General features: G+C 30.5%; 23 protein-coding genes. 14 read left to right on the plus strand and 9 right to left on the minus strand.

Annotated elements, in window-relative coordinates; genetic code table 11:
• Positions 1–38 precede the first annotated feature (38 nt).
• Positions 39–581, minus strand: a complete 543-nt coding sequence (locus GQR92_RS11855; RefSeq protein WP_158839807.1) for a pyridoxamine 5'-phosphate oxidase family protein — start codon at positions 579–581, stop codon at positions 39–41.
• A gap of 93 nt (positions 582–674) precedes the next feature.
• Here GQR92_RS11855 and GQR92_RS11860 point away from each other — a divergent pair, with 93 nt between their 5' ends.
• Together GQR92_RS11860 and GQR92_RS11865 are read left to right on the plus strand one after the other, a co-directional pair.
• Entirely contained in the window at positions 675–2,150 is a 1,476-nt protein-coding gene (locus GQR92_RS11860) for a Na+/H+ antiporter NhaC family protein (protein ID WP_158839809.1), read from the plus strand.
• A 38-nt stretch (positions 2,151–2,188) separates the two neighbouring features.
• A complete protein-coding gene (locus GQR92_RS11865; protein ID WP_158839811.1) occupies positions 2,189–2,473 on the plus strand; it encodes a hypothetical protein in 285 nt (94 codons plus the stop codon).
• Between the two features lie 278 nt (positions 2,474–2,751).
• On the opposite strand, the gene GQR92_RS11870 is transcribed toward GQR92_RS11865, so the two are convergent.
• The 8 genes from GQR92_RS11870 to pheS form a co-directional block, all read right to left on the minus strand.
• Complete coding sequence (locus GQR92_RS11870; protein WP_158839813.1) at positions 2,752–3,147, minus strand: hypothetical protein; 396 nt, start codon at positions 3,145–3,147, stop codon at positions 2,752–2,754.
• Positions 3,148–3,156: 9 nt separating this feature from the next.
• Positions 3,157–3,753: a TetR/AcrR family transcriptional regulator gene (locus GQR92_RS11875; protein ID WP_158839815.1), complete on the minus strand. Its 597-nt coding sequence runs from the start codon at positions 3,751–3,753 to the stop codon at positions 3,157–3,159.
• A gap of 7 nt (positions 3,754–3,760) precedes the next feature.
• Positions 3,761–5,179, minus strand: a complete 1,419-nt coding sequence (locus GQR92_RS11880; protein ID WP_158839817.1) for an efflux transporter outer membrane subunit — start codon at positions 5,177–5,179, stop codon at positions 3,761–3,763.
• 1 nt (position 5,180) lies between these two features.
• Positions 5,181–8,327 (minus strand): efflux RND transporter permease subunit, encoded by a 3,147-nt coding sequence (locus tag GQR92_RS11885; protein ID WP_158839819.1) that lies wholly within the window; start codon positions 8,325–8,327, stop codon positions 5,181–5,183.
• Positions 8,328–8,348: 21 nt separating this feature from the next.
• The gene (locus GQR92_RS11890; RefSeq protein WP_158839821.1) at positions 8,349–9,482 is read right to left on the minus strand and encodes an efflux RND transporter periplasmic adaptor subunit; all 1,134 of its coding nucleotides are present in this window, start codon (positions 9,480–9,482) and stop codon (positions 8,349–8,351) included.
• 12 nt (positions 9,483–9,494) lie between these two features.
• Positions 9,495–9,998 carry a GbsR/MarR family transcriptional regulator gene (locus GQR92_RS11895; protein WP_158839823.1) on the minus strand — a complete coding sequence of 168 codons (504 nt, stop codon included), beginning with the start codon at positions 9,996–9,998 and terminating at the stop codon, positions 9,495–9,497.
• A 247-nt stretch (positions 9,999–10,245) separates the two neighbouring features.
• Positions 10,246–10,503 carry a hypothetical protein gene (locus tag GQR92_RS11900; protein WP_158839825.1) on the minus strand — a complete coding sequence of 86 codons (258 nt, stop codon included), beginning with the start codon at positions 10,501–10,503 and terminating at the stop codon, positions 10,246–10,248.
• A 139-nt stretch (positions 10,504–10,642) separates the two neighbouring features.
• On the minus strand, positions 10,643–11,662 hold the full coding sequence (gene pheS / locus GQR92_RS11905) for a phenylalanine--tRNA ligase subunit alpha (protein WP_158839827.1): 1,020 nt from the start codon (positions 11,660–11,662) through the stop codon (positions 10,643–10,645).
• A gap of 208 nt (positions 11,663–11,870) precedes the next feature.
• On the opposite strand from pheS, the gene gdhA (GQR92_RS11910) reads away from it, so the two are divergent.
• The 12 genes from gdhA (GQR92_RS11910) to GQR92_RS11965 all read left to right on the plus strand — a co-directional run bounded on the left by gdhA (GQR92_RS11910) (position 11,871) and on the right by GQR92_RS11965 (position 25,734).
• A complete protein-coding gene (gene gdhA, locus GQR92_RS11910) occupies positions 11,871–13,214 on the plus strand; it encodes an NADP-specific glutamate dehydrogenase (RefSeq protein WP_158839829.1) in 1,344 nt (447 codons plus the stop codon).
• 116 nt (positions 13,215–13,330) lie between these two features.
• The gene (locus GQR92_RS11915; RefSeq protein ID WP_158839831.1) at positions 13,331–16,363 is read left to right on the plus strand and encodes a PEP/pyruvate-binding domain-containing protein; all 3,033 of its coding nucleotides are present in this window, start codon (positions 13,331–13,333) and stop codon (positions 16,361–16,363) included.
• Between the two features lie 178 nt (positions 16,364–16,541).
• Positions 16,542–17,879 carry an NADP-specific glutamate dehydrogenase gene (gdhA, locus tag GQR92_RS11920; RefSeq protein WP_158839833.1) on the plus strand — a complete coding sequence of 446 codons (1,338 nt, stop codon included), beginning with the start codon at positions 16,542–16,544 and terminating at the stop codon, positions 17,877–17,879.
• An 87-nt stretch (positions 17,880–17,966) separates the two neighbouring features.
• On the plus strand, positions 17,967–18,593 hold the full coding sequence (locus GQR92_RS11925; RefSeq protein WP_158839835.1) for a LysE family transporter: 627 nt from the start codon (positions 17,967–17,969) through the stop codon (positions 18,591–18,593).
• A 2-nt stretch (positions 18,594–18,595) separates the two neighbouring features.
• On the plus strand, positions 18,596–19,216 hold the full coding sequence (locus GQR92_RS11930; protein ID WP_199269132.1) for a glutamate dehydrogenase: 621 nt from the start codon (positions 18,596–18,598) through the stop codon (positions 19,214–19,216).
• Between the two features lie 58 nt (positions 19,217–19,274).
• Complete coding sequence (locus GQR92_RS11935) at positions 19,275–19,880, plus strand: LysE family transporter (protein WP_199269133.1); 606 nt, start codon at positions 19,275–19,277, stop codon at positions 19,878–19,880.
• 10 nt (positions 19,881–19,890) lie between these two features.
• Entirely contained in the window at positions 19,891–20,730 is an 840-nt protein-coding gene (locus GQR92_RS11940; RefSeq protein WP_158839837.1) for an alpha/beta hydrolase family protein, read from the plus strand.
• A 106-nt stretch (positions 20,731–20,836) separates the two neighbouring features.
• On the plus strand, positions 20,837–21,919 hold the full coding sequence (gene dinB / locus GQR92_RS11945; protein WP_158839839.1) for a DNA polymerase IV: 1,083 nt from the start codon (positions 20,837–20,839) through the stop codon (positions 21,917–21,919).
• 328 nt (positions 21,920–22,247) lie between these two features.
• Complete coding sequence (locus tag GQR92_RS11950; protein ID WP_158839841.1) at positions 22,248–22,700, plus strand: GNAT family N-acetyltransferase; 453 nt, start codon at positions 22,248–22,250, stop codon at positions 22,698–22,700.
• Positions 22,701–22,728: 28 nt separating this feature from the next.
• Positions 22,729–23,880, plus strand: coding sequence for an NAD(P)/FAD-dependent oxidoreductase (locus tag GQR92_RS11955; protein WP_233269845.1), 1,152 nt, complete (start codon positions 22,729–22,731; stop codon positions 23,878–23,880).
• Entirely contained in the window at positions 23,880–24,599 is a 720-nt protein-coding gene (locus GQR92_RS11960) for a methyltransferase domain-containing protein (RefSeq protein ID WP_158839845.1), read from the plus strand. The genes GQR92_RS11955 and GQR92_RS11960 overlap by 1 nt, the downstream gene beginning before the upstream one ends.
• 82 nt (positions 24,600–24,681) lie before the next feature.
• Positions 24,682–25,734, plus strand: a complete 1,053-nt coding sequence (locus GQR92_RS11965) for a type III polyketide synthase (protein WP_158839847.1) — start codon at positions 24,682–24,684, stop codon at positions 25,732–25,734.
• The last annotated feature ends 55 nt before the right edge of the window (positions 25,735–25,789 follow it).

The following is a 25,789-nucleotide window of genomic DNA, read 5'->3' on the forward strand; positions in this document are numbered from 1 at the left end:
AGTTTTCTTTTTTACAAGTTACAGAAACGCTATAGTTATTAGTCTAAAATTTTAGTTGGTAAACCATCAATACTGGTTTGGTTTTTATCTTGCCAGTATTGTGCTATACCTTCTTTACCTTGCGCTGTAGCCCAATCATTTAATTGGTTTCTTTCTCCTTTATATTCCATAAACGGAATAGACATTCCGCAAGAAGTTTGTGCAGATGCTATAGTAATATCAAAAATCTGACGTGTTCCTGGAGTTTCTGGAAACAGCGTAATTAACTCATTCCAAGTAGTATCACCTTCTTTAATTTCTTTCCCTTTTCCGTACAAACGCAAAATATTTGGTGCACCTTCAAAAGCACAAAACATAATGGTAATTCTGTCGTTTTCTAATAAATGAGCAGCAGTTTCGTTTCCACTTCCAGTAACATTTAACCATAAAACCCGGTTTTCACTTACAACTCTAAAAGAATCCATTCCTTTTGGTGATAGATTAATTCTACCAGAAATAGGAGCAGTAGCAACAAAGAATATTTTTTGTGCTTCAATAAATTTTTGAAGTCTAGTTGTTAGTTTTGTGTAGAATTTAGACATAAAAGCTTCTTTTTGGGTTCACAATTTACAAAATATCGATTGATAAAATGTTTTATAAATTACTACCTTGTAACCAAATTAAAATTTCTCTTTATGGAATATGGATTTCTATCAGTAATACCACCAATTGTGGCCATCATTTTAGCCTTAAAAACCAAACAAGTTTATATTGCGCTATTATTTGGTATTTGGTTTTCTTGGTTAATCATAGAAGGATGGAATCCGTTAGCGGGAACGTTAGCAATGATTGAAGGAATGGTAAACGTTTTTCAGTCTAAAGGAAATACAAGAACCATAATGTTTAGTGCTTTAGTTGGCGCTTTGTTAATCTTTATTCAGTTTTCTAGAGGAGTAGAAGGTTTTATCAATATTATAAATAGAAGATTAGTAAAACTAGAAAATAAAAAAACAGGTTATAGTAGAATAATGGTTCAAGTTTTAGCAACAGTAACAGGTTTATTACTGTTTGTAGAAACAAGTATTAGCTCTTTAACAGTAGGTACTTTGTACCGACCAATTTTCGATAAATTAGGCATTCCAAGAGAAAAATTAGCATACATAGCAGATTCTAGTTCTGCACCATCATCCATATTAATACCTTTTAATGCTTGGGGAGCTTTCATAATGGGCCTTTTATTAACACAAGGTATAGACAAACCTTTTGCAATGATGATGAGTTCTATTAAATATAACTTTTACCCATTAATTGCAATTGCAACTGTTTTCATTATCATTTTTACCAAAAAAGATTTTGGACCGATGAAACAGGCTGAAAAAAGAACCAAAGAAACGGGCCAGTTAATGAACGAAGGTTCTACACCAATGGTTTCAGATGAAATTACATCATTTCCGCCAAAAGAAGGCATTCCTGCAAGAGCATATAATATGATTGTGCCGCTTTTAACCATGGTTTTAATGATGCCAATTAACTTAGTTTACACAGGTTGGAATGAAGTTAAAGAATCCACATCAACCTTAGATCATATACAACAAGCAATTGGTGCAGGTTCTGGTTCTTCATCCGTTTTATATGCTGTAATTACCGCACTTTTAGTGGCAATTGTAATGTATATGATTCAAGGATTTTTAAAACCAAAAGAAGCTATTAATTTAACCTTAAAAGGAATTAGCGAGTTAATGCCATTAGCGTTATTAATGCTGTTAGCATTTGCTATTGGAGACGCTTGTAAAGTATTAGATACAGGAAACTATGTTGCAAATGTTACAGAAAGTTGGTTGTCGCCAGAACTGTTACCAGCGGTTGTTTTTATAGTAAGTTCTTTCATTGCATTTTCTACAGGAACATCTTGGGGAACCTTTGCCATAATGTTGGCAATATCAGTACCTATGGCAAATATTCATGGTTCAGATATTACAATTATTGTTGCAGCAACCTTAGGAGGAGGAATTTTTGGAGACCATTGTTCGCCAATTTCAGACACTTCTATTATCTCTTCCATGGCATCAGCAAGTGACCATATAGACCATGTAAAAACACAATTACCTTATGCTTTGGTTGGCGGTGTATTTACTGTAATTATGTATTTAGTTATTGGTTTTTTTGGGTAGTTATTAAACATTTGTAAGTAAATATTAAAACAAGAAACATGCATTTAGAAAAGTTAACTTTAAGTCATTTCATTTTAACTTTAATAATTATTTTATCTTTTAGTAGTTGTACAAAAGAAGACATTTGTACAAAAGAAATTAATGTACCTATTTGGAATGAAGAAGCTCAAATATTTGAGGATAATTTTCAAGATTTTCCTTGTGATTTTAATGGAATAACTAAAAGTGTATCAGAGTTTACTCTAAATGAAAAAAAAATACTTTTACTAAATTTAAAAAATAAAAAGACTACAGAAATTTCAGTACAATCTTTTGCTTATTAAACAATAAAGTTATGTCATTGCGAGGAAGAATGACGAAGCAATCTGTTTAATCAAATAAAGATTTTTTTTTAACCCTCAGTTTATAATAATTTGGGCGTTACCACAAGGGTCGCGCTTTCCACTATATCTTTTTATGAAAAATAAAAAGGATGCCGTTTCAATCGCTAACGCGAGCGTATTTGTATACAGTTTGTCTTTACGAGGACGTTAGGACGAAGTAATCTGTTTGTTTAATGAAGAGATTGCCACAGCTTACAAAAAAGTAAACTTCGCAATAACTACTCCGCCAAAATACCACGCTTTTTAATTTCATCAATCATACGTAAAGCGCCTTCTTTAACAGTATTTTCTTTAAAGAAAAATGTTTTTTCGTGTAAAGTGTTTCCTTCAAAAAAAGAAACCTGAAAACGGTTATTTAACTTGAATAATTCTGGTTGAATAAATTCAATCTTAGCAAAAGAATTTGCGGGTAGTTTGTCTAATTTTTTACGTAACAAAGAAGTTGTTTTTGTATCAGAAAAACCCTGAGAAACAATCACCATCATTTCTAAATCTACTTTCTTATTATTGATAATATACACATTCCAATCATCTGTTTTGTACAAATCATTGTATTCATAAACAACAGCCATTTCTAAGTCTGTAACTTGGGGTATGTGAATGTCTTTTTTCATAAAAAATAATTAAGTAAATAATTTTTTTGTGTCTTTGTAATTTGCTGTAATATACCCTCGTAAATTATTTAGAATAAGATGTTCAAAAACCACCTCGATACCATAAATTTCAAAAAGATTTTTAGGATCAAAAACAAAGTTTTTAATTCTAGTAAAATACAAATAGCAAAACAAATCTATGTTTAAACTTTTGCGAAGATACTCTTTTTCTATAGCCTCTTCAAGCAAAGGTTTTAAAGTGTTTTTTATAAAATCGACTTTAAAATCCTCGAAAAGAACATCTGCATTGTGGTAATATTTCTTAATTCCGTATAAGAAAGCAGGTTGAAAATAGTTTAGATATTGAAAACTATTTTTCTGAATTAAGAGAATTCTTTCTATAGGATCTTCTGTTTTTTTTAGAATTTTACCTACTTCGTGTAAATATTTATCTACAATAAAACGAACCCCTTTAGAAATGAGTTCGTCTTTATTTTTAAAGTGTTTGTAGATGGTTTTTTTAGAAATACCAAGTTCAGAAGCAAGCTGATTCATAGAAAAACGCTTGCTTCCAAACTTGATAAAGTTTGTAATAGAACATTCTAAAAGCTCTTGTTTACTAACCATTTTAATTTTACTTTAAACCACCACCAAGTGCTTCATATAAGTTAACTACAGATTGTAGTTGCTGTAATTTGCTACCAATCACTTTAATTTCTGAACTTAATGCACTTTGTCTAGCCGTTAGTAAGTCTAGGTAAGTAGCATATCCGTTTTTTAATAATTCTTCAGAATTTTTTTCTGCCTTACGTAAAGCTTCCACTTCGTTTTGTAAGAATTCGTACTTTTTGTTTTCAGAATTGTAAGAATAGAGTGCATTAGAAACTTCGTTACCGGCAACTAATAAGGTTTTTTTAAACTTTAATAAAGCTTGCTCTTGTTGTGCAATGGCAACTTCTTTTTGTGTTTTTAATTTTCGTTTATTAAAAATAGGTTGTGTTAAACCCCCAACAATATTAGCAAATAAAGAGTTTGCGTTAAATAATTTATCAAAATCTAAACTTTGCAATCCGCCAGAGGCAGTTAAGGTTAAAGAAGGATATAAACTACTTCTAGCAACATTTGTTAACTCGAAAGCACTAATTAATCCATATTCTGCAGCCATCACATCTGGACGATTACTTAATAATTGAGAAGCAACTCCTAATTTCATTTCAGAATTTATGGTTTGTTGGTCTAAACTACTTCTCTGAATTTGTTGAGGTGCTTTACCTAATAAAATGCTCAACGTATTTTCTGCTTTAAAAAGAGCCACTTCTAAATCTACTTCTAATGCTTTTGCATTATTGTATTGTGCAATATTTTGATCTACTGCTACCTGGTTTGTTAAACCTGCGTCTTTTAAAGCTTTAATAGTTTCTACTCCTTTTTTTCTTGTGTTAATAGATGTTTTGGTAATTTCTAACTGAGCATCTAAAGCCAAAATACTGTAGTATGTACTTGCAATGCTAGAAATCAATTGCGTTTTTACAGCCTGATGACCAGCTACACTTTGTAAAAAAGTAGCTTGTGTTGCACGTTTATTACTACGTATTTTTCCCCAAATATCAGCTTCCCAAGAAAGTGAAGCAGTAACATCCCATTGGTCTGTAGATGTATTTGTTAAAAATGAACCAAACTGACTGTTTTTAGATAATTCTTGATGTGTAAGGTTAGGACCAACACTTAAAGTTGGTAAATAACCTGCTTTACCTTGTTTTGCATAGGCTTCGGCTGCAACTATTTGTTGTATTGCAATTCTAATATCCATATTGTTTTGCAATCCTTCTTCTATGTATTGCTGCAAATAGGTATCGGTAAACAAGGTTTTCCAAGATACATCTGCCATAGATATACTATCTGATGGCAAATTATCTGTTCTGTACAAGTTTTCTGTTTCTGTAACTTCTGGTCTTGTATACTCTTTTGCAACAAAACAACTTTGTAACGTAAAAGCCATTACAGCTAAAACGACTCCTTTTTGAAGGTTTTTGTTTTTTATAATTGATATCATCTTATTCTTCTTCTTTTTGTTGAGAAATAACGGCTGGTTTACTAGAAACTTTTTCTTGTAACCATTGAAATAATATAAATAGTATCGGAATTACAAAGACTCCTAAGATAGTACCTATTAACATTCCTCCAACGGCACCTGTACCTATAGAGTTGTTTCCTTCAGACCCTACACCTTTTGCTAATACTAATGGCATTAAACCAAGAATAAAGGCAAATGAAGTCATTAAAATAGGACGTAAACGAGATTTTGCTCCATGAATAGCAGCATCTACAATACTTTCTCCATTTTTACGTCGCTGCAAAGCAAACTCTACAATTAATATGGCGTTCTTGGCGAGTAGACCAATCAACATAATTAAAGCAATTTGAAAATAAATGTTGTTTTCGAGTCCAAAGAAGTAGGTACTTATATATGCTCCAAATACACCAAATGGTAATGATAATACAACAGCAAAAGGTAATAAGTAACTTTCGTATTGTGCACTTAATAAGAAATATACAAATAGAATACTTAAAGCAAAAATAAATGCAGTTTGGTTACCAGCGTTAACCTCTTCTCTTGTTAAACCAGAATATGCAACGGTATAGTTACTTGGTAATTTTGCAACTTCTTCTTCAATAACTCTAATAGCATCTCCTGTACTAAAACCTTCGTTTGTAGCACCTATTATGGTTGTAGAATTAAATAGATTGAAACGTGTTACTGATTGTGGTCCATATACACGTTCTAATTTTACAAACTGTGTAATAGGTGTCATTTCTCCAGAATTTGTTCTAACATACATGCTATTTAAATCATCTACCGTTGCTCTGTCATCTGGTAGTGCTTGAATATACACTCTAAATTGTTTTCCGAATTTAGAAAAATCAGAAGCATACACTCCACCAATATAACCTTGTAAAGTAGAGAAGATACTATTAATTGGTACTCCTTTTTCTTTGGCTAAAGGCACATTAATATCCATTTCATATTGTGGATAATTTGTGTTGAAAGATGATTGTGCGTATTGTACTTCTGGATGCTTCATTAAAGCCATGGCAAATTCTTTATTTGCTTTATCTAAGTCTTTAAATTCTCCACCAAATTTATCTAGTAAATTTATTTCAAAACCTGCAGAGTTACCAAATCCACGTATACTTGGTGGCGAGAAGAAAATTATTTTTGCTTCTGGCATTGTAGATACAATTCCAAATAATTTACCTGTAATGGCTTGTACAGAGGTTGATGGATCTGTACGTTCTCCCCAATCTGCTAGTTTTATAATTCCAAAACCATAATTACTACCCGCTCCACTAATTAAACTTCTACCTTTAATAAAGTTTACGGCTACAACACCTTCTATACCATTTATTTTTCCATATAAATCTTTAGCAACCGCATTGGTTCTATCTAAAGAAGCACCTGCAGGTAACTCTATATTTGCAAAAATAATTCCTCTATCTTCATTAGGTACAAATCCTGTTGGTGTATTTTCAGTTGCCCAAAAGATTCCAACAACGGCTAAAACTAATAATAAAACAGGTATCCATTTTCTTTTGTATAAGAAATGTAGCGATTTACCATATCTTTCTACTGTAGCGTTAAAACCACGATTAAATAAGGTGTAAAAACGTTTTAAAGGACTTTTTCTTTGTAGTTCTTCATCTTCTTTATGTGTTTTTAATAATAAAGCACACAAGGCCGGACTTAAAGTTAATGCGTTAACTGCAGAAATAAGAATGGCAATAATTAACGTAACTCCAAATTGCTCATAAAATACACCCGTTGGTCCTGTAATAAAAGTTACTGGAATAAATACAGCTGCCATTACCAAAGTAATAGATATAATTGCACCAGAAATTTCGTTCATGGCTACCAATGTTGCTTTCTTCGGATTTTTCTCTCCTTCATCCATCTTTGCATGCACTGCTTCTACAACCACAATAGCATCATCTACCACAATACCAATGGCGAGGACTAATGCAAATAGTGTTAATAGGTTAATAGAGTATCCAAAAATATTTAAGAAAAAGAAGGTACCAATAATAGAAACGGGTACTGCAATTGCAGGAATTAACGTAGATCTAAAATCTTGTAAGAATAGAAATACTACTAAGAATACCAATAAAAAAGCTTCCATTAAAGTACTAATTACTTTTTCTATAGAGGCATTTAAAAATAAACTGGTATCATAAGGTACAAATACATCTAATCCTTCCGGAAGGTCTTTTTTAACGCTTTCTAAAGTTGTTTTAATGTTTTCAATAATTTCTCGTGCGTTAGAACCTTTTGTTTGAAAAATCCCCATAAACACAGCAGGATTTCCTTTACTCATTGCGTTAGACGCATAAGATTGTGCATCTAATTCAATTTTAGCAACATCATTTAAACGAAGAAATTGTCCGTTACCTAATGCTTTTATAACAATATCTCCGTATTGTTTTTCTTCTTTAAAACGACCACTATAGGTTAATGTATAAGAAAATGCTTCTCCATTATTTTGACCTAAAGAACCAGCAGCTGCTTCTAAATTTTGTTCTTTTAGAGCGGCTGTAATATCCGAAGGAATTAAACCATAAGCGGCTAATTTTTCTGGTTTTAACCAAATACGCATTGCATAATCTTGTTGAGAAAATACACTGACATCTCCAACACCACTAATACGTTGCATTGCTGGAATAACGTTTATTTTTAAGTAATTCTGAATAAACGTAGCATCGTAATCTGTATTCTCTGAATACATAGAGATAAACATTAAAGCACTTGTTTCTTGCTTTTGAGTTGTTACACCAGTTTGTATTACCTCTTGAGGCAGTAATGGCGTTGCTCTAGCTACACGATTTTGTACGTTTACAGCCGCAATATCTGCATCTATTTTTTGATTAAAATAAACGGTAATTTCTGCGGTACCTGTATTAGATGCCGTAGAAGTAATGTATGTCATTCCTTCTACACCATTTATTTGCTCTTCTATAGGAATAATTACACTTTCTAAAACGGTTTCTGCATTGGCACCAGGATAAGAAGCAATCACTTTAATTGTTGGTGGTGCTATATCTGGATATTCTTCTATTGGTAAGCTTGTAATACTGATAATCCCTAGTACAACTATGATAATAGAGATTACTGTTGAAAGCACGGGTCTTTCAATAAATGTTTTTAACATGTCTAATATTTTTGTTAGTTACTAGTTTTTAAATAAGATTGCTACTGGTTTAAGAGCTTCATCAAAAGAAGTTTCTTTAGGGGAAATAGCCATACCATTTCTTAATTTACCAACTCCAGATGCTATAATTTTATCGTTTAAATCTACACCAGATGTTACCACATATAAATTATCTATAGTTGCTTTTACCTTAATAATAGAGCTTGTAACTTTATTTTCTTTATCTAACTTAAATAACATAATGTTTCCTTGTTGCTCATAAGTTGCTGCTTGCGGAACCACAATGGCATTTTCGTAAACTGTTGGAATTTGAATTTTACCACTATTACCATTTGTTAATAGTTGGTTAGGATTGTTAAAAACAGCTCTTAAACTAATAGTACCTGTGTTTTTATTTACTTGCCCTGTACTGGTTTCTATTTTCCCTTTTTCGGCATACGTACTTCCGTTAGCTAAAACTAAATTAATAGCAGAATAATTAGCTAGTTTTTCTGCTAAGTTTTTACCTTTTGCATTTTGTAAAAAGTCTAAATACTGACTTTCGTTTAAACTAAAAAAAGCATATACCTTACTAATATTACTAACCGTTGTTAATGGAGTAGGATCTGCAGGACTAACCAATGCACCCTCTCTAAAGTTAATAGCACCCACAAAACCATCTACTTGGCTTCTTATGGTACCATAACCTATACTTGCAGAAACACTACTATAATTTGCTTTTGCTTGTGCTAAATTTGCTTTAGCAGTTTCTAATTGTACTGCACTTATTATGTTTTTTTCTACTAGAGGTATTAATTTGTTAACCTCTACCTGTGCTACATTAATACGAGCTTTTGCTGCTCCTGCATCTTGACTTAAAGATTGTGTTTCTAGTTGAAAAAGTACTTGTCCTTTGCGTACTTTCTGCCCTTCGTCTACCATTACTTTTTTAACGTATCCAGAAACTTTTGCTCTTACAGCACTATTTACAATACCTTCTATACTTGTTGGGTATTCTTTATAACCTGTTACTGTTTTAGTTTGCATTGCAATTACAGGAAATGAAGGCGCAGGTTGGTTTGCTGCAGCTGTTGACTGTTTTGCATCTTTAGCACAACTTGCAAGAACTAAAAATACGCTTAGTGATAGTAGTGTTAATAATTTATGATGTTTCATTTTTTACTTCGTTTAAATATGGAATTGGTTGTTTATTAATTTTTCTCTTAATGTTTTTACTGAAAATGATGCTTCATCTATAAACTTAACATAATCGTTGTGAAAACTTAAATCGAATTTATCTTCTTCATTTTCAATTTTTAGACTGTTCTGTTTTTCTTTATAGTCTTTAATTTCTAAATGTATTGAGCGTTCTTCTTGCCAATGGCTTATCATTCTATCTACATGTTGAATAATAGTATCTTTATTAATGATAAAATATTTTTTACGATCTCCTGTTTTGGTGAAATACTCTATTTTATTTAAGTCTTGTAAATGATTTAAATGGGTAGATATGGTACTTTTACTTGCGCATAAAATACTTACCATGTCTTCAAAAGTGGCTCCTTTTTTACCTGTTAAAATTATATATGCTAAAATACGAGCAGCAACAGGAGCTAACTGTTCCCTGTTTTCTAAATGAACACCTAGTCTTTCTACTAAATCCATTTTTTTCTTGCAGATTTCTTCTTTCATTTTAATTCGTTTTATACTGTTTTTGAATATCAATATTTTATTCACAGTGAAATTCTCTGCAAAGATATATTATTAGTTCGGAACAAACCGAACTATACGAAGTTAATTTATTGTTAAAGAAAAAAGCCGATATTTCTATCGGCTTTAAATTGTGTAAGTAAAAATGTATTTTAATACTGTATTATAGCTTTTCTATTTAGATTTGCTAAGTATAATGCTATTTTAGTTTGTTTTGGTATTTAAATAATTACCAAGCTTTATAGAAATCTTCTTTAGAGATTACATCTCCATCACATTCATCAATAGTTAATGTATCTTCACACAAACCACCAAATTGATCTTCAAGATTTTCATCACTATATTTTGTAACTTTTCCGTTTGCATAAACGGTAATTTGTTTTAAAACTTCATCTGCATCATTGGTTTCAAAATACCAAGTAGAGGTTCCCCAATCTGCATATTCATCATCTCTTTCTTCATCCCAAAATTGTGTAAAATAGTTCATTATATAACTTATTTTCTTAAAAATGATGTATCATTTTTCATTAGACTTATTGTTTTTTTGTTAAAATACATCAAATAAATTAACAAGGATGATTTTATAAATGCATATTTTTCTCTTCGCAAAACTTTTGTTGTGCTATTTATAAAACAGATTTAAATTGCTCTAAGAAACGTTTGTCGTTTTCATAAAACATTCTAATATCTGGTATTTGATATAATAACATAGCAATACGTTCTATTCCCATACCAAAAGCGTAACCAGAATATTTAGTTGGGTCTATGTTTGCATTTTTTAATACATTAGGATCTACCATACCACAACCCATAATTTCTAACCAACCTGTACCTTTTGTAATTCTATAATCAGTTTCGGTTTCTAAGCCCCAATAAATATCTACTTCTGCACTTGGCTCTGTAAACGGAAAATAAGAAGGACGTAAACGAATCTTAGATTTACCAAACATCTCTTTGGTAAAGTATAAAAGTGTTTGTTTTAAATCGGCAAAAGAAACATCAGTATCTATATATAAACCTTCTACCTGATGAAAAATACAATGTGCTCTTGCAGAAATATCTTCATTTCTAAAAACTCTTCCTGGAGAAATAGTTCTTATAGGTGGTTTATTTTCTTCCATATAACGTACTTGTACAGAAGAAGTGTGTGTTCTTAATAAAATATCTGGATCTTGTTCTATAAAGAACGTGTCTTGCATATCTCTTGCAGGATGATATTCTGGTAAATTTAAAGCGGTAAAGTTATGCCAATCATCTTCTATCTCTGGCCCTTCAGAAACGGTAAAACCAATTCTGTTAAAAACATCAATAATTTGATTTTTTACCAATGAAATTGGATGACGAGAACCTAAATTAATTGGTTCTGACGGACGTGTTAAATCTCCATAAAAAGATTTCTGACTTGCAGATCCTTCTAAAGATTCACTTAATTCAGCAACTTTTCCTTCTGCAGACTTTTTTAAATTATTTAATGCCTGACCAAAATCTTTACGTAACTCTGCATCTACATTTTTAAATTCTGCAAATAAGTCTTTCAATAAGCCTTTGCTTCCTAGGTATTTAATTCTAAAAGTTTCTACTTCTTCTTTTGTAGTTGCATTAAATGCTTTTACATCACCAATCAGTTCTTTTACTTTATCTAACATTTTAAAGGATAATTAAGAGGCAAATTTAATCTTTTTTAAAGAGTTTTAGATTGAATTTTTTAAGAAAACCACAACTCTAACTGAAATCGATTGAAATAAGGGTTTTTAACATAAGTTTTTTAATCAATTTAATTTTGTGATATTTAAAATTACTTATATTTGTGTCTTTAGATTTTTATAAAATTCGTAAAAAAGCACATCAAAAATTATGGAGTTAAAAATTAAAGAGTTTTTGGAGCTGGTTAAAACAAGAAATAGCCATGAGCCAGAATTTTTACAAGCGGTTCAAGAAGTTGCAGAAATTGTTATTCCGTTTATAGAAAAAAATCCTAAGTATCAAGATAAGAAATTATTAGAAAGAATGGTAGAACCGGAAAGAACGTTAATGTTCCGTGTACCATGGGTTGATGATAATGGAGAAACACAAATAAATAGAGGTTATAGAGTAGAATTTAATTCTGCAATAGGTCCATATAAAGGTGGGTTGCGTTTTCACCCTTCAGTAAACTTATCAATTTTAAAATTTTTAGGTTTTGAGCAAGTTTTTAAAAACTCTTTAACAACTTTACCTATGGGTGGAGGAAAAGGAGGATCTGATTTTGATCCGAAAGGAAAATCAGACAGAGAAGTAATGGCATTTTGTCAAGCTTTTATGTCAGAATTATTCCGTCATATTGGTGCAAATACAGATATACCTGCAGGAGATATTGGTGTTGGAGGAAGAGAAATTGGCTTTATGTTTGGTCAATATAAAAAATTACGCAACGAATTTGTTGGTGTTTTAACTGGTAAAGGTTCTAGTTGGGGTGGTTCTTTAATTAGACCAGAAGCAACAGGTTACGGAAACGTATACTTTGCACAAAACATGTTAAAAAGAAAAGGAGATTCTTTAAGTGGAAAAAAAATAGTTATTTCTGGTTCTGGTAATGTTGCACAATATGCAGCTGAAAAAGCATTAGAATTAGGTGCAACTGTTTTAACATTATCTGATTCTTCTGGATATATTTTAGATGACGAGGGATTAAATTCAGAAAAATTAAAACACGTTATGTTTATTAAAAACGAAAAACGTGGAAGAATTAGTGAGTATGTAGAGAAATATCCGAAGGCAAAATTTATTGCAGGAGCAAGACCTTGGGGCATAAAATGTGATATTGCTTTGCCTTGTGCAACACAAAACGAGTTAAATGAAGACGAAGCTAAACAACTAATTAAAAATGGTTGTATGTGTGTTTCTGAAGGAGCAAATATGCCTTCTACACCAAAAGCAATAGAAGCATTTCAAAAATCAAAAATTTTATTTGCTCCAGGAAAAGCATCTAATGCTGGTGGTGTTGCAACTTCTGGTTTAGAAATGAGTCAGAATTCTTTGCGTTATAACTGGACCAGAGAAGAAGTTGATGTTAAATTACATCAAATTATGAATGATATTCATAGTTCTTGCGTACAATACGGAGAAAATAAAGACGGAACTATAGACTATGTAAAAGGAGCAAATATTGCAGGTTTTGTAAAAGTAGCAAACGCTATGTTAGATCAAGGTGTTGTTTAAATTACAACCTTAATAATATGTAAAAGCGCATCATTTTTTGATGCGCTTTTTTTATTTTATACAATAGTTAAAAACTAAAATTTATATCTTGTGTGTTTAATAAGAAAGCAACTAATATGAAAGAAAATATAATAGACAACTTAAAATCTTACGCATTTAAAGAAGTTACTTTCGATAAGTTAATGAAAAAAAGAATTAACCAAGTGTTAATAGTTTGCTCTAACTACGATTTTTACATGCTAGAAGAAGATGGTAGAATTGAAGAGCGAATTTTTAATGAATATACTTCGTTAAACTTAAGATATCCACCAAATTTTGTACACGCAAATTCTGCAAAAAGAGCCATTAAAATGATGGATTCTCATAAAATAGACATCGTTATTACTTGGTTAGATATTGGTCATTATAAAGCATTTGAAACATCAAAAATAATTAAAGAGACGTTTCCTAATGTGCCAATTGCGGCATTAAGTCATCATTCATCAGAATTAAGAAGCAAGTTAAAAAAAGGGAACACAGGTATTATAGATTTTGTTTTTCATTGGAATGGTAATGCAGATATATTTTTGGCCATTATAAAGTTAACGGAAGATAGAATGAATGCCGAAGTTGATATTAATGGTGTTGGTGTAAAAGCCATTTTATTAGTAGAAGATTCACTTAAATTTTATTCACGATATATTCCACTTATTTATAAAGTTATTCTTAAACAAACCCAACAAATAATGTCTGAAGGGTTAAATGAACAACGAAAAATGTTGTTAATGAGAGGAAGACCAAAAATTTTATTGGCAACGACTTATGAAGAAGGAATGCTTTTATTTGATACCTACAAAGAAAACTTACTAGGTGTAATATCTGATGTTAATTATTTTAAAGATGGTGTACGAAATGAAGAAGCAGGATTTTTATTTTTAGATTATGTAAGAAATTACAAGCGTTATTTTCCTTTTTTAATTCAATCTTCGGATGCCAATAATAAAAAACGAGCTTTAGAACTAAAAGGAAAATTTTTATACAAGCATTCAGAAACATTAGGGGTAGATATTAAAAATTATATTGTAAAATATTTTGCATTTGGCGACTTTGAGTTTTGGGATCCTTTACAAATGAAAGTCTTAGCTAAAGCCAAAGATTTAAATGAATTTCAAAAAGCTATCAAAATTGTTACGGAAGATTGTTTAATGTATCATGCCACAAGAAGCGAGTTTTCTAAATGGTTAAAATCTAGAGCGCTGTTTCCTTTGGCAGATTTATTAAGTACTATAGAATATGATGATTTTGAAAACAGCAATCAAATAAGAGCGTTTTTAAATAACGCAATTAAATTATATAGAATTTATAGATCTAGAGGAGTAATTGTAAAATTTAACAAACTTAAATATGATGAATTTGTTGGGTTTGCAAGAATAGGAGAAGGAGCTTTAGGAGGAAAAGGAAGAGGTTTGGCGTTTATAGACTCTTTTTTAAAGCGAAATAATTTATATAATAAATACGAAAACGTAAGCATATCAATACCAAGAACCGTTGTAATAAGTACCGAAGTTTTTGATCAATTTATTGATACACACAAACTAATTGAATTTGTTGCCGAATGTTCGGATGATAATAAAATACTAAATAAATTTATTTCAAAAGATTTACCAGAATGGGCTTTAGAAGATATTAAAGCATTTTTAAAAACAACCAAATGCCCAATTGCCATAAGATCTTCTAGTATTTTAGAAGATTCTAATTTTCAGCCTTTTGCAGGTGTTTTTTCAACATATATGATTCCGGATGCTGACATTGATAAAAAAGTTGAAATGGTTTCTAATGCCATAAAATCGGTTATGGCCTCTTCTTTTTTCGAAAACAGTAAAACATATTTAAAAGCATTAGCACACACTATAGAGGAAGATAAAATGGCGGTAATTTTACAAGAGGTTGCCGGTAAACAATACCAAGACGTGTATTACCCAAATATATCTGGAGTAGCACGTTCTATTAATTTTTATCCGATTGGAGAAGAAAAGCCAAACGAAGGAATTGCTAATATTGCTTTAGGTTTAGGCGAGTTGATTGTAGGTGGAGGTAAATCTTTACGTTTTTCGCCCTATCATCCCAAAAAAGTATTACAATTATCTTCTCCGGGCTCTACCCAAAGAGAAACACAGCAATATTTTTATGGTTTAGATTTAGACCCAGAAAGTTATCAAACATCTACCTGTGAGGCAATTAATAAAAAGAAAGTAACGATTAGAAAAGCAGAAAACCATGGCTCTTTAAAATTTGTTGCATCTACCTACGATATACAAAACAATAGGATTAGACCAGGCGTAATGCACGATGGAATTCGTGTAATTACGTTTGATAATATTTTAAAGTACAACACCTTCCCTTTGCCAGAAATTTTACAAGAATTATTAAGAATTGGGCAACGAGAAATGAGAAACCCTATAGAAATAGAGTTTGCTGTAAAGCTAGATGTTCCGTTAGGAAAACCCAAAGAATTTAGTTTTTTACAAATTAGACCTATTGTAGAAAGTGTAGAAACAGTGAGTAAATTACCCGAAAATCTAAATATTTTAGACACTATAATTTATTCTGAATCTGCTTTAGGAAATGGAAAATATGAAAACATTTGTGATGTTGTTTATGTAAAACCTCAAACCTTTAATTCTGCCAATACAAGAGATATTGCAAAAGCAGTAGAAGCTATTAATAAAAAATTTGTAGCTTCAAATAAACCTTATATTTTGGTGGGTCCTGGTCGTTGGGGATCTAGTGATTCTTGGTTAGGAATTCCGGTTCTTTGGTCTCAAATTTCTGCAGCAAAAATAATTGTAGAATCTGGTTTAAATGATTTTAGAATAGACCCTAGCCAAGGAACTCATTTTTTTCAAAATTTAACCTCCTTTAAAGTGGGATATTTAACCATAAACCCATTTATAAAAGATGGTTTTTTTGATGTAGACTATTTAAATGAACAAGAAGCAGTCTTTGAAGATTCTTATTTAAGGCATATTTCTTTTAAAAAACCGCTTACCGTTATTGTTGATGGAACTAATAATAAAGCAGCAATTTTTAAATCTGGTATTTCATTAAAAGACATTTACCCAAATGAAGAAAAAACAGATGAAGAATTACCTCCTGAAGGATTTATGTAAAATATGTATTTAATAAAAAATATCTAGTATGGATTTAAATATATCTCATATTCTTAAAAAAGCGTTATATTTTTGTTAATACTTAAAAATCTAACAAAATATGTTGTTTAAATATCAATTTTAAAAATGTATTTTTGTTATTAAAATTATTCTATAAATAGTTGTTAATTATATAAATATGAATGTTACAGAAATTTTAACAAATCTAGAAACCAAACATCCTAATGAAAAAGAATATTTACAGGCTGTTAAAGAGGTTTTAGAGTCTATTGAAACAATTTATAATGAAAACCCACAATACGAATCGGCAAAAATTATTGAACGTTTAGTAGAACCAGATCGCATTTTTACTTTTAGAATTTCTTGGATGGATGATTCAGGAAATGTTCATGTTAATTTAGGTCATAGAATACAATTTAATAATGCCATTGGTCCATATAAAGGAGGTATTCGATTACACCCAAGTGTAAATTTAAGCATCTTAAAGTTTTTAGGGTTTGAGCAAATATTTAAAAATGCCTTAACTACTTTACCTATGGGAGGTGGAAAAGGAGGCTCTGATTTTAATCCTAAAGGAAAATCGGATACAGAAATTATGCGTTTTTGTCAGGCTTTTATGCTAGAATTATGGCGCTTTATTGGCCCAAGTACAGATGTACCTGCAGGAGATATAGGAACCGGGGCTAGAGAAATTGGGTTTATGTACGGTATGTATAAAAAACTACAACAAGAAAACTCGGGCGTTTTTACAGGTAAAGGTTTAAATTGGGGAGGAAGTTTAATTAGACCAGAAGCAACAGGGTTTGGAGGCGTTTATTTTGCAAAAGAAATGCTAGAAACCAAAAATGATGATTTTAAAGGGAAAACAATTGCACTTTCTGGTTTTGGAAACGTTACTTGGGGTGTAGCTTTAAAAATTACAGAATTAGGCGGAAAAGTAATTACAATTTCTGGTCCTGATGGATATATTTATGATGAAAAAGGTTTGGATGAGGATAAAATAAGTTACTTGTTACAATTAAGAGCAAGTAATAATGATATTGTTTCTCCGTATGCAGATGAGTTTCCGGAAGCTATCTTTTATCCAAATGAAAGCCCTTGGGGTGTAAAATGCGATATTGCAATGCCTTGTGCTACTCAAAATGAGTTAAACGGAGATGATGCTGTTAAATTAATAGCAAATGGCGTACAATATGTTGCAGAGGTTTCTAATATGGGTTGTACCCCAGAAGCTATTCACGAGTTTCATAAAGTTAAAATTTTATACGCACCAGGTAAAGCGGTTAATGCAGGTGGAGTTGGAGTTTCTGGCTTAGAAATGTCTCAGAATGCAATGAAAATGAACTGGACAAAAGAAGAGGTAGATGCTAAATTACACCAAATAATGCACTCTATACATACTGCTTGTTTAAAATTTGGAACAGAAGAAGATGGGTATATCAACTATGTAAAAGGAGCAAATATTGCTGGTTTTATTAAAGTAGCCGATTCCATGTTAGACCAAGGAGTTATTTAATAAAACTCATTTAAGTTATTACAAATATGAAACGCGTCAATTTTTTGACGCTTTTTTTTGTTTATTTGCCTATGTAAAAAACAATTTATGCACATTCTAATTTTTATTTTCTTAGGTTTTTGTATTGCTGCTGCAGGTAGTATTACACCTAGTTTTTTAAACTTAACGGTTGTTAAATTCAGTTTAAGAAATGGTAAAAAAGCAGCATTTTATCTTATTGGTGGTTATGCAACCATCTTATTTTTTCAAGCAAATATAGGAGCCTATTTGTCTAGTGTTTTAATGGAGAATTCAGAATATATAACCTTAATTCAAAAAATGGGAACAGGAATACTTTTTCTATTATCTATCAATTTTTTTAGATTATATTTTACATCAATAGAAAAGAAAGAGAAAAAAGAAATTCCGAAGTCTAAGGCTTATTTGCACGGTATTATCATGTCTTCTTTAAACACCATTGCTGTTCCTTTTTACTTTACTTCAATTTCTGTTTTAATAGGATTAGAATATTTTGAATACTCATATTTAAATGGTTTTTACTTTTCAATTGGTTCTACTTTGGGTTCTTTTACTTTATACTCTTTGTATGCTATTGTTGCTGAAAAAATTCAAGATAAACTGACATATGTTGCCACAAAAATGGATTTTATTTTAGGTTGTTTAACAGGAGTTGTTGCAATAGGAAATGCTGTATATTTGTATACAAATAATTAATTTTGAACATACTTTTACTTTTTTTCTTCGGATTTTTCTTCTCTTTCGTGGGTTCTATAACACCTAGCATGTTAAACATGACTGCGTTAAAAATTAGTTTAGAAAAAGGAAGAACCGCTGTAAATAAATATGCACTAGGTGTTTCTATAATTGTAATTCCGCAAGTAATAATTGCCGTAATTTTAACCAAGTACATTGCAGAAAACCCAACAATTTTAGAAACTTTAGAAAAATTTGGTATTGTTATTTTTATCCTTTTGTCTTATTATTTTTATAGAGAATCTAAGAAAGACAAAATTAAAGTTAATGGAATAAAAGCGAAAGAAACAAAACCGCTTTTAACGGGTATTACTTTGGCTATTTTAAACATGTTTTCAATTCCTTTTTTTAGTGGAACCACTATAACTTTAGATGCTTTTAATCTATTTAGTTTTAAATTTATACCTGTTTTATTTTTTACTTTAGGCGCAGTACTTGGTACGTATTACATCCTCTTCTTATACGGAAAATTTGCAAAAACAATTCAGCAAAAGACAGGAAAACTAACAAAAGATATTAATATCATTTTAGCTATTTTAACTGGTTTAGTAGCTGTTTTTTCTCTTGTAAAACTCTTATTTTAATATTATAAAGTAATTTTTGTAAATAAATTCCGACAGAATTGTTACTAAATAAAGTAACATGATTTCGCTGTTTTTCTTTGGGTTTGTTTTTTCCTTTTTAGGATACACGCTACCAAGTGTGTTAAATATGACTGCCTTAAAAATTAGTTTAGATGCAAATAAAAGAGAATTTACTAAGTTTACGTTAGGTGTTTCTTTGGTTGTTTTTATTCAAGTTTATATATCTATTTATACTATAGAGTACATTTCTAAGAACCCAACATTTCTAGAAATACTAGAAAAAACAGGTATTGTTGTTTTAATTTTCTTGTCTATTTATTTTTACAAACAGAATAAGAAAGAAAAAAAACAACTAAAAATTAAACGAAAAAACTCTTTTTTTACGGGTGTTATTCTGTCTTTATTAAACATGTTTGCAATTCCTTTTTTTTGTGGTACTGCGGCACTTCTTATTACTTTTAATAGTTTTAGTTTCGATATTGCTTCAACATTATTTTTTGTCTTTGGTTCTGTAGTTGGTACGTATTTTATTCTATATTTATACGGAAGATTTGCAAAATGTATTCAGCAAAAAACAGGCAATTTAACCAATAACATAAATTTAGTACTAAGTTTTATTACTGGAGGCTTTGCTTTGGTTACATTTCTTAGATTTGTAGTATAATTTACAGAAGATGAAAATAATTAAAAATTTAGTTGTTAAAGGAAAACACAATAAACCAATTGTAACAGATGTTTTTTACAAAGAAGAACATCAACCAAAAAAAGTTGTAATTTTTTGTCATGGTTACAAAGGTTTTAAAGATTGGGGAGCTTGGAATTTAATGGCAGAAGCATTTGCAAATGCAGGATTCTTCTTTATCAAATTTAATTTTTCTTATAACGGAGGTACTTTAGAACAACCCATAGATTTCCCCGATTTAGAAGCTTTTGGTAATAATAATTACTCTAAAGAATTAGATGATTTAGGGAGTATTTTCGATTGGATTTCATCCGAAGAAAAATTTAAAAATGACGTTGATGCTAATGATATTTCTATAATAGGGCACAGTAGAGGTGGCGGTATTGTATTATTAAAAACCAATGAAGACCCAAGAGTTAAAAAAGTAATTACGTTAGCTGGAGTTTGTGATTTTGAAAAAAGAACTGCAACTGTTGGTGATTTAAAAGAATGGAAACAAAAAGGTGTAAAATATGTTTTAAACGGAAGAACAAAACAAAATATGCCTCATTTTTATCAGTTTTATGAAGATTTTCTTCAGAATAAAAAACGTTTGGATGTTAAAAGTGCAACGGAAAATTTAAAGATTCCACATTTAATAATCCACGGAGATAAGGATACTTCTGTTTTAATTAATGAAGCAGAGAACCTGAAAAAATGGCATCCAAAAAGTAAATTTGAAATTATAGAAAACGCAAATCACGTTTTTAACGTTTCTCATCCTTGGCAAGAAAAAACAGTTTCTAAAGAGTTAGCGAAAGTAACACAACTTTGTGTTGATTTTTTAAAATAGATTTGTTTTTACGAATTAGCAACGAACTAAGTAATCTATCTATTTAAAATGAGATTGCTTTGTAAACTCGCAATGACAAATAACATCTTTTTAGTATTTTAGAAACATGGAATTGCAACCACCTTTTAGAAAAATAATTCATGTAGATATGGATGCTTTTTATGCATCTGTAGCAGAATTAGACAACCCTGAATTAAGAGGAAAAGCAATAGCAGTTGGTGGAGAAGGTAGAAGAGGTGTTATTTCTGCAGCAAGTTACGAGGCGCGTAAATTTGGAGTAAAGTCTGCAATGAGTGGCACTTTAGCCAAACAAAAATGCCCGCATTTAATTTTTGTAAACTCAGATTTTAAGCGTTATAAAGAGATTTCATTACAGGTTAGAGAAATATTTTATGAATACACAGATTTGGTAGAGCCACTTTCTTTAGATGAGGCTTATTTAGATGTTACCGTAAACAAAAAAGGAAACCCGTCTGCAAATACTATTGCTAGAGAAATTAGAGATCGTATTTTCGAAGAAACAGGTTTAAGGGCTTCAGCAGGAATTTCTATAAATAAGTTTATTGCAAAAGTAGCGTCTGATATTAACAAACCAAACGGACAAAAAACGGTGCATCCCGATGAGGTCATTCAGTTTTTAGAAGAATTACCCGTTAATAAATTTTACGGAGTAGGAAAAGTGACTGCTTCAAAAATGTATAATTTAGGCATTTTTGTGGGGAATGATTTAAAGAAAAAATCACTTGAAGAGTTGGTGAAGTCTTTTGGTAAATCTGGTGCTCATTACTATAATATTGTTCGTGGTATTCATAATAGTGCGGTAAAGCCTAATAGAATTCGAAAATCTGTGGCAGCAGAAAGAACCTTTAGCGAAAACATTTCTTCAGAAATTTTTATGATTCAAAAATTAGAAAAAATTGCTGATGAGTTAGAAAAACGCATGAAAACAACAGATACAAAAGGAAAAACCATAACTTTAAAAATTAAATATTCTGATTTTACACAGCAAACAAGAAGTAAAACCAAAGACTATTTTATGCAAACCAAAAAAGAATTTTTTCCTGTGGTAAAAGAGTTGTTGTTTCAAGATAAAATTACAAATTCTGTACGTTTATTAGGTTTATCTTTTGGTAATTTAAATACCGAAAATAAAGAACCTGTTTGGGTGCAATTAAAGTTCGAGTTCTGACGCTAAGCTTCTTTTTGTATGCTACAAAATTATGGTAAGCATTACTTAGTAATCTGTTAATTTAAATTATGAAGAGTTCAATTTCCGTAGACCTGCCTAAAAATAGAAAGGATTAATAATACCTCCAATTGTCATTTCGACGATAGGAGAAATCTCATAACCGTAAAAGCACAAAACTGAGTAACTTTATGTGATTTCTCTCAAAAAGTCGAAATGACAAAACTGAAAGAAATACTACGAGGCTTATCAGAGAAAGGACTAAATTGTACGTTATTATTTCTGGTCAATTTTTTTATCGGGTCTTAGAATGACATAAATAACATTAAAAATGAAAATAGAAATTATTAGAACAAATTCAGAAGACAGAGATTTTATCAATTTGGTAAAAGAATTAGACGCATATCTAAAAATTACGGATGGAGAGGAACATGCTTTTTACCATCAGTTTAATAATATAGATGTTTTAAAGAATTTGGTGGTTGTTTATGTTGATAAAAAAGCAGTTGGCTGCGGAGCAATTAAAAAGTTTGATAATACTTCTGTAGAGGTAAAAAGAATGTTTGTTTCTAAGGATGATAGAGGAAAAGGAGTAGCACAAAAAGTATTACAAGAATTAGAAACTTGGGCAAAAGAATTAGGGTATAAAAAATGTGTATTAGAAACTGGAAAAAGACAAGTAGAAGCTGTTAAATTCTATCAGAAATGCAATTACAAAGTGATTGAAAATTATGGACAGTATAAAGAAATGGAAAATAGTGTTTGTTTTGAAAAAGCATTGTAAAAGTCAATAGATTAGAATGAAAAAACCGATGAACATAGATAGTTATAATAAAAGCAATTTAGATTTAGATGTAATTATTATCGGTGGCGGTTTAGCAGGTTTATGCAATGCAATTCATTTATCAAAATTTAATAAAAAGGTTTTGTTGATTGAGAAAAATGAATATCCTAAACACAAAGTTTGTGGAGAATATATTTCGAATGAAGTGTTGCCTTATTTAGATTTTTTAGAGATTAATCCGTTTGATTTTGGCGCTGTTAAAATCTCTGAATTTCAATTATCAACTACCAAAAATAAACTTATTTCGGCAAAATTACCTTTGGGTGGATTCGGAATTTCACGATATCAATTAGATTTTATTTTATCAGAAAAAGCGATAAAAAACGGAGTTACAATTTTAAAAGATTCTGTAATAAATGTTGATTTTAAAAATGATGTTTTTTCGGTTGAAACCAAAGAAAATAATACCTTCACTTCAAAAATTACTATTGGAGCTTTTGGAAAACGTTCTTTATTAGACGTAAAATTAGAAAGAGATTTCATCAAAAAAAAATCGCCTTATTTAGGCGTGAAAATTCATGTAAAAGGAAATTTTAAAGAAGATTTAGTAGCACTCCATAATTTTAAAGGTGGTTATTGTGGCGTTTCTAAGGTGGAAAATAAAGCTATTAATTTGTGTTATATCACCAATTTTTCGTCTTTCAAAAAGTATAAAAATATCGAAGATTTTCAAGAACAAGTTGTTTTTAAAAATCAATTTTTAAAAGAAATATTCAATAATTCTAAAGCTATTTTTGAGAAACCTTTAACGATTAGTCAGGTTTCTTTTGAAACCAAAAAACCAGTAGAAAACCATATTTTAATGTGTGGCGATTCTGCAGGAATGATTCATCCACTTTGTGGAAACGGAATGAGTATGGCAATTCAGTCTGCACAAATTGCGTCTAAACTCATTCTAAACTATTACGAAGGTGCTATTTCGTCAAGAAGTGACCTTGAAAAGCTGTACATTAGACAGTGGAACAAACAATTTAAATGGAGATTAAAATCGGGTCATTTTATAGCAATGTTATTTCGAAAAGATAGAATTGCATCCATTTTATTACAAATTTTAAAGAAACTACCTTTTTTATTACCAATTATAATTAAGCAAACACATGGTAAACCAATGAAAATTTAATGGATTTTTTTATCAGCACAAAAAATAGAACAGAGAAAGAAGAACTGATGGATGATTTTTCTATTGGCGGCGATTTACTGCGAGATACTTTAGATAAGTTAGAAAATATTAATCGGTATTTAGGCGGAAATTTAGTTACTTTAAATTCCTTGAAAAAAGTATTAAAAAATCACCCAAAAGAACAAGAGTTAACCATTGTAGATATTGGTTGTGGTCATGGAGATATTTTACGAGATGTGGCAAAATTTGGAAGGAAGAAAGGCTATAAAATGAGCTTGTTAGGTGTTGATGCAAACCCAACAGCAATAGCATACGCAAATGAATTATCTACAAAGTTTCCAGAACTGAGTTTTAAAACAGAAGATATTTTTTCTGATACATTTAAAAATAGAAAATTCGATGTGGTATTGGCAACCTTATTTTTGCATCATTTTAAAGAAGAACAATTGGTTTCTTTTTTAGGAGATACTTTAAAACAAACAAAAATAGCAATTTTAGTAAACGATTTGCATCGACATAAATTGGCGTATTATCTGTTTATGTTGTTGTCTCTTTTTATTAAAAATAAAATGATTATTGAAGACGGATTAACATCCGTTTTAAGAGGATTTAAAAGAAAAGATTTAGAAAGAATCTCTCAAAAATTAAAAGTAGAACCACAAATTTCATGGAAATGGGCATTCCGTTTTCGATGGATGCTATCAAGTTCAAAATTTTAGTTTTTTAATTTTAATTACAAGCATAGGTAAAATTCTTGTCGAAATAAATTAGTACGAATTCGTGAAATTAGTATCTAAAAATATGAAAGTAAAAATAACATCGGTTGCAAAACAACTTCCAAAATATTATAGAGAAACAAAAGATATTATTCCGTTTGTAAAATTATGGATGCAAGATCAAGACGAACGATTTCAACGGAAAGTTGTTAAGTTATTTGAAGGAGCTGGCGTAGATAAAAGGTATTCAATTATGGATCCAGAAGAAGTTTTTATAGCAACTTCTTTCGAAGAAAAAAATAATATTTATACAAGAGAAGTTGTAAAACTAGCAGAACAATCTTTAACAAAATCATTAGAGAAAGCAAATTTAGAACCTACGGATATCGATTATATAATTACGGTAAGTTGTACCGGAATTATGATTCCGTCTATGGATGCTTATTTGATTAATTCTCTGCAAATGAAACAAGATATTGTACGTTTGCCAGTAACAGAAATGGGTTGTGCAGCCGGAGTTTCTGGTATTATTTATGCGAAGAATTTTTTAAAAGCAAACCCCAATAAAAGAGCTGCTGTAATAGCTGTTGAAGCACCAACAGCAACTTTTCAGTTAGATGATTATTCGATGACAAACATTGTAAGTGCTGCTATTTTTGGTGATGGAGCTTCTGCTGTTATTTTGTCTTCTTATGAAGAAGATAAAGGTCCAGAAATTATTGATGAAGCCATGTATCATTTTTACGATGCTACTTCTATGATGGGTTTTAAATTGGTAAATACAGGTTTACAAATGATATTGGATAAGGAGGTTCCACAGAAAATATCAGATCATTTTCCGGCAATTGTACATCCGTTTTTAGAACGAAATAATTTAACAATTGATGATGTAGACCACTTAATTTTTCATCCTGGAGGAAAAAAAATTGTACAAACGGTAGAAGATTTATTTGGTGTTTTAGGAAAAAATATAGACGATACAAAAGAAGTTTTACGATTATACGGTAATATGTCTAGTGCAACCGTTTTGTATGTTTTAGAACGATTTATGGATCGAAATCCTGCAAAAAGAGAACGTGGTTTAATGTTGAGTTTTGGTCCTGGTTTTTCTGCACAAAGAATTTTATTGGAGTGGTAATTAAATGATGATAAAAAATTACAAGACCTCACAAGTTTTTAAAATCTGCGAGGTC

The organism is Polaribacter sp. L3A8, assembly GCF_009796785.1.
Lineage (GTDB): Bacteria > Bacteroidota > Bacteroidia > Flavobacteriales > Flavobacteriaceae > Polaribacter.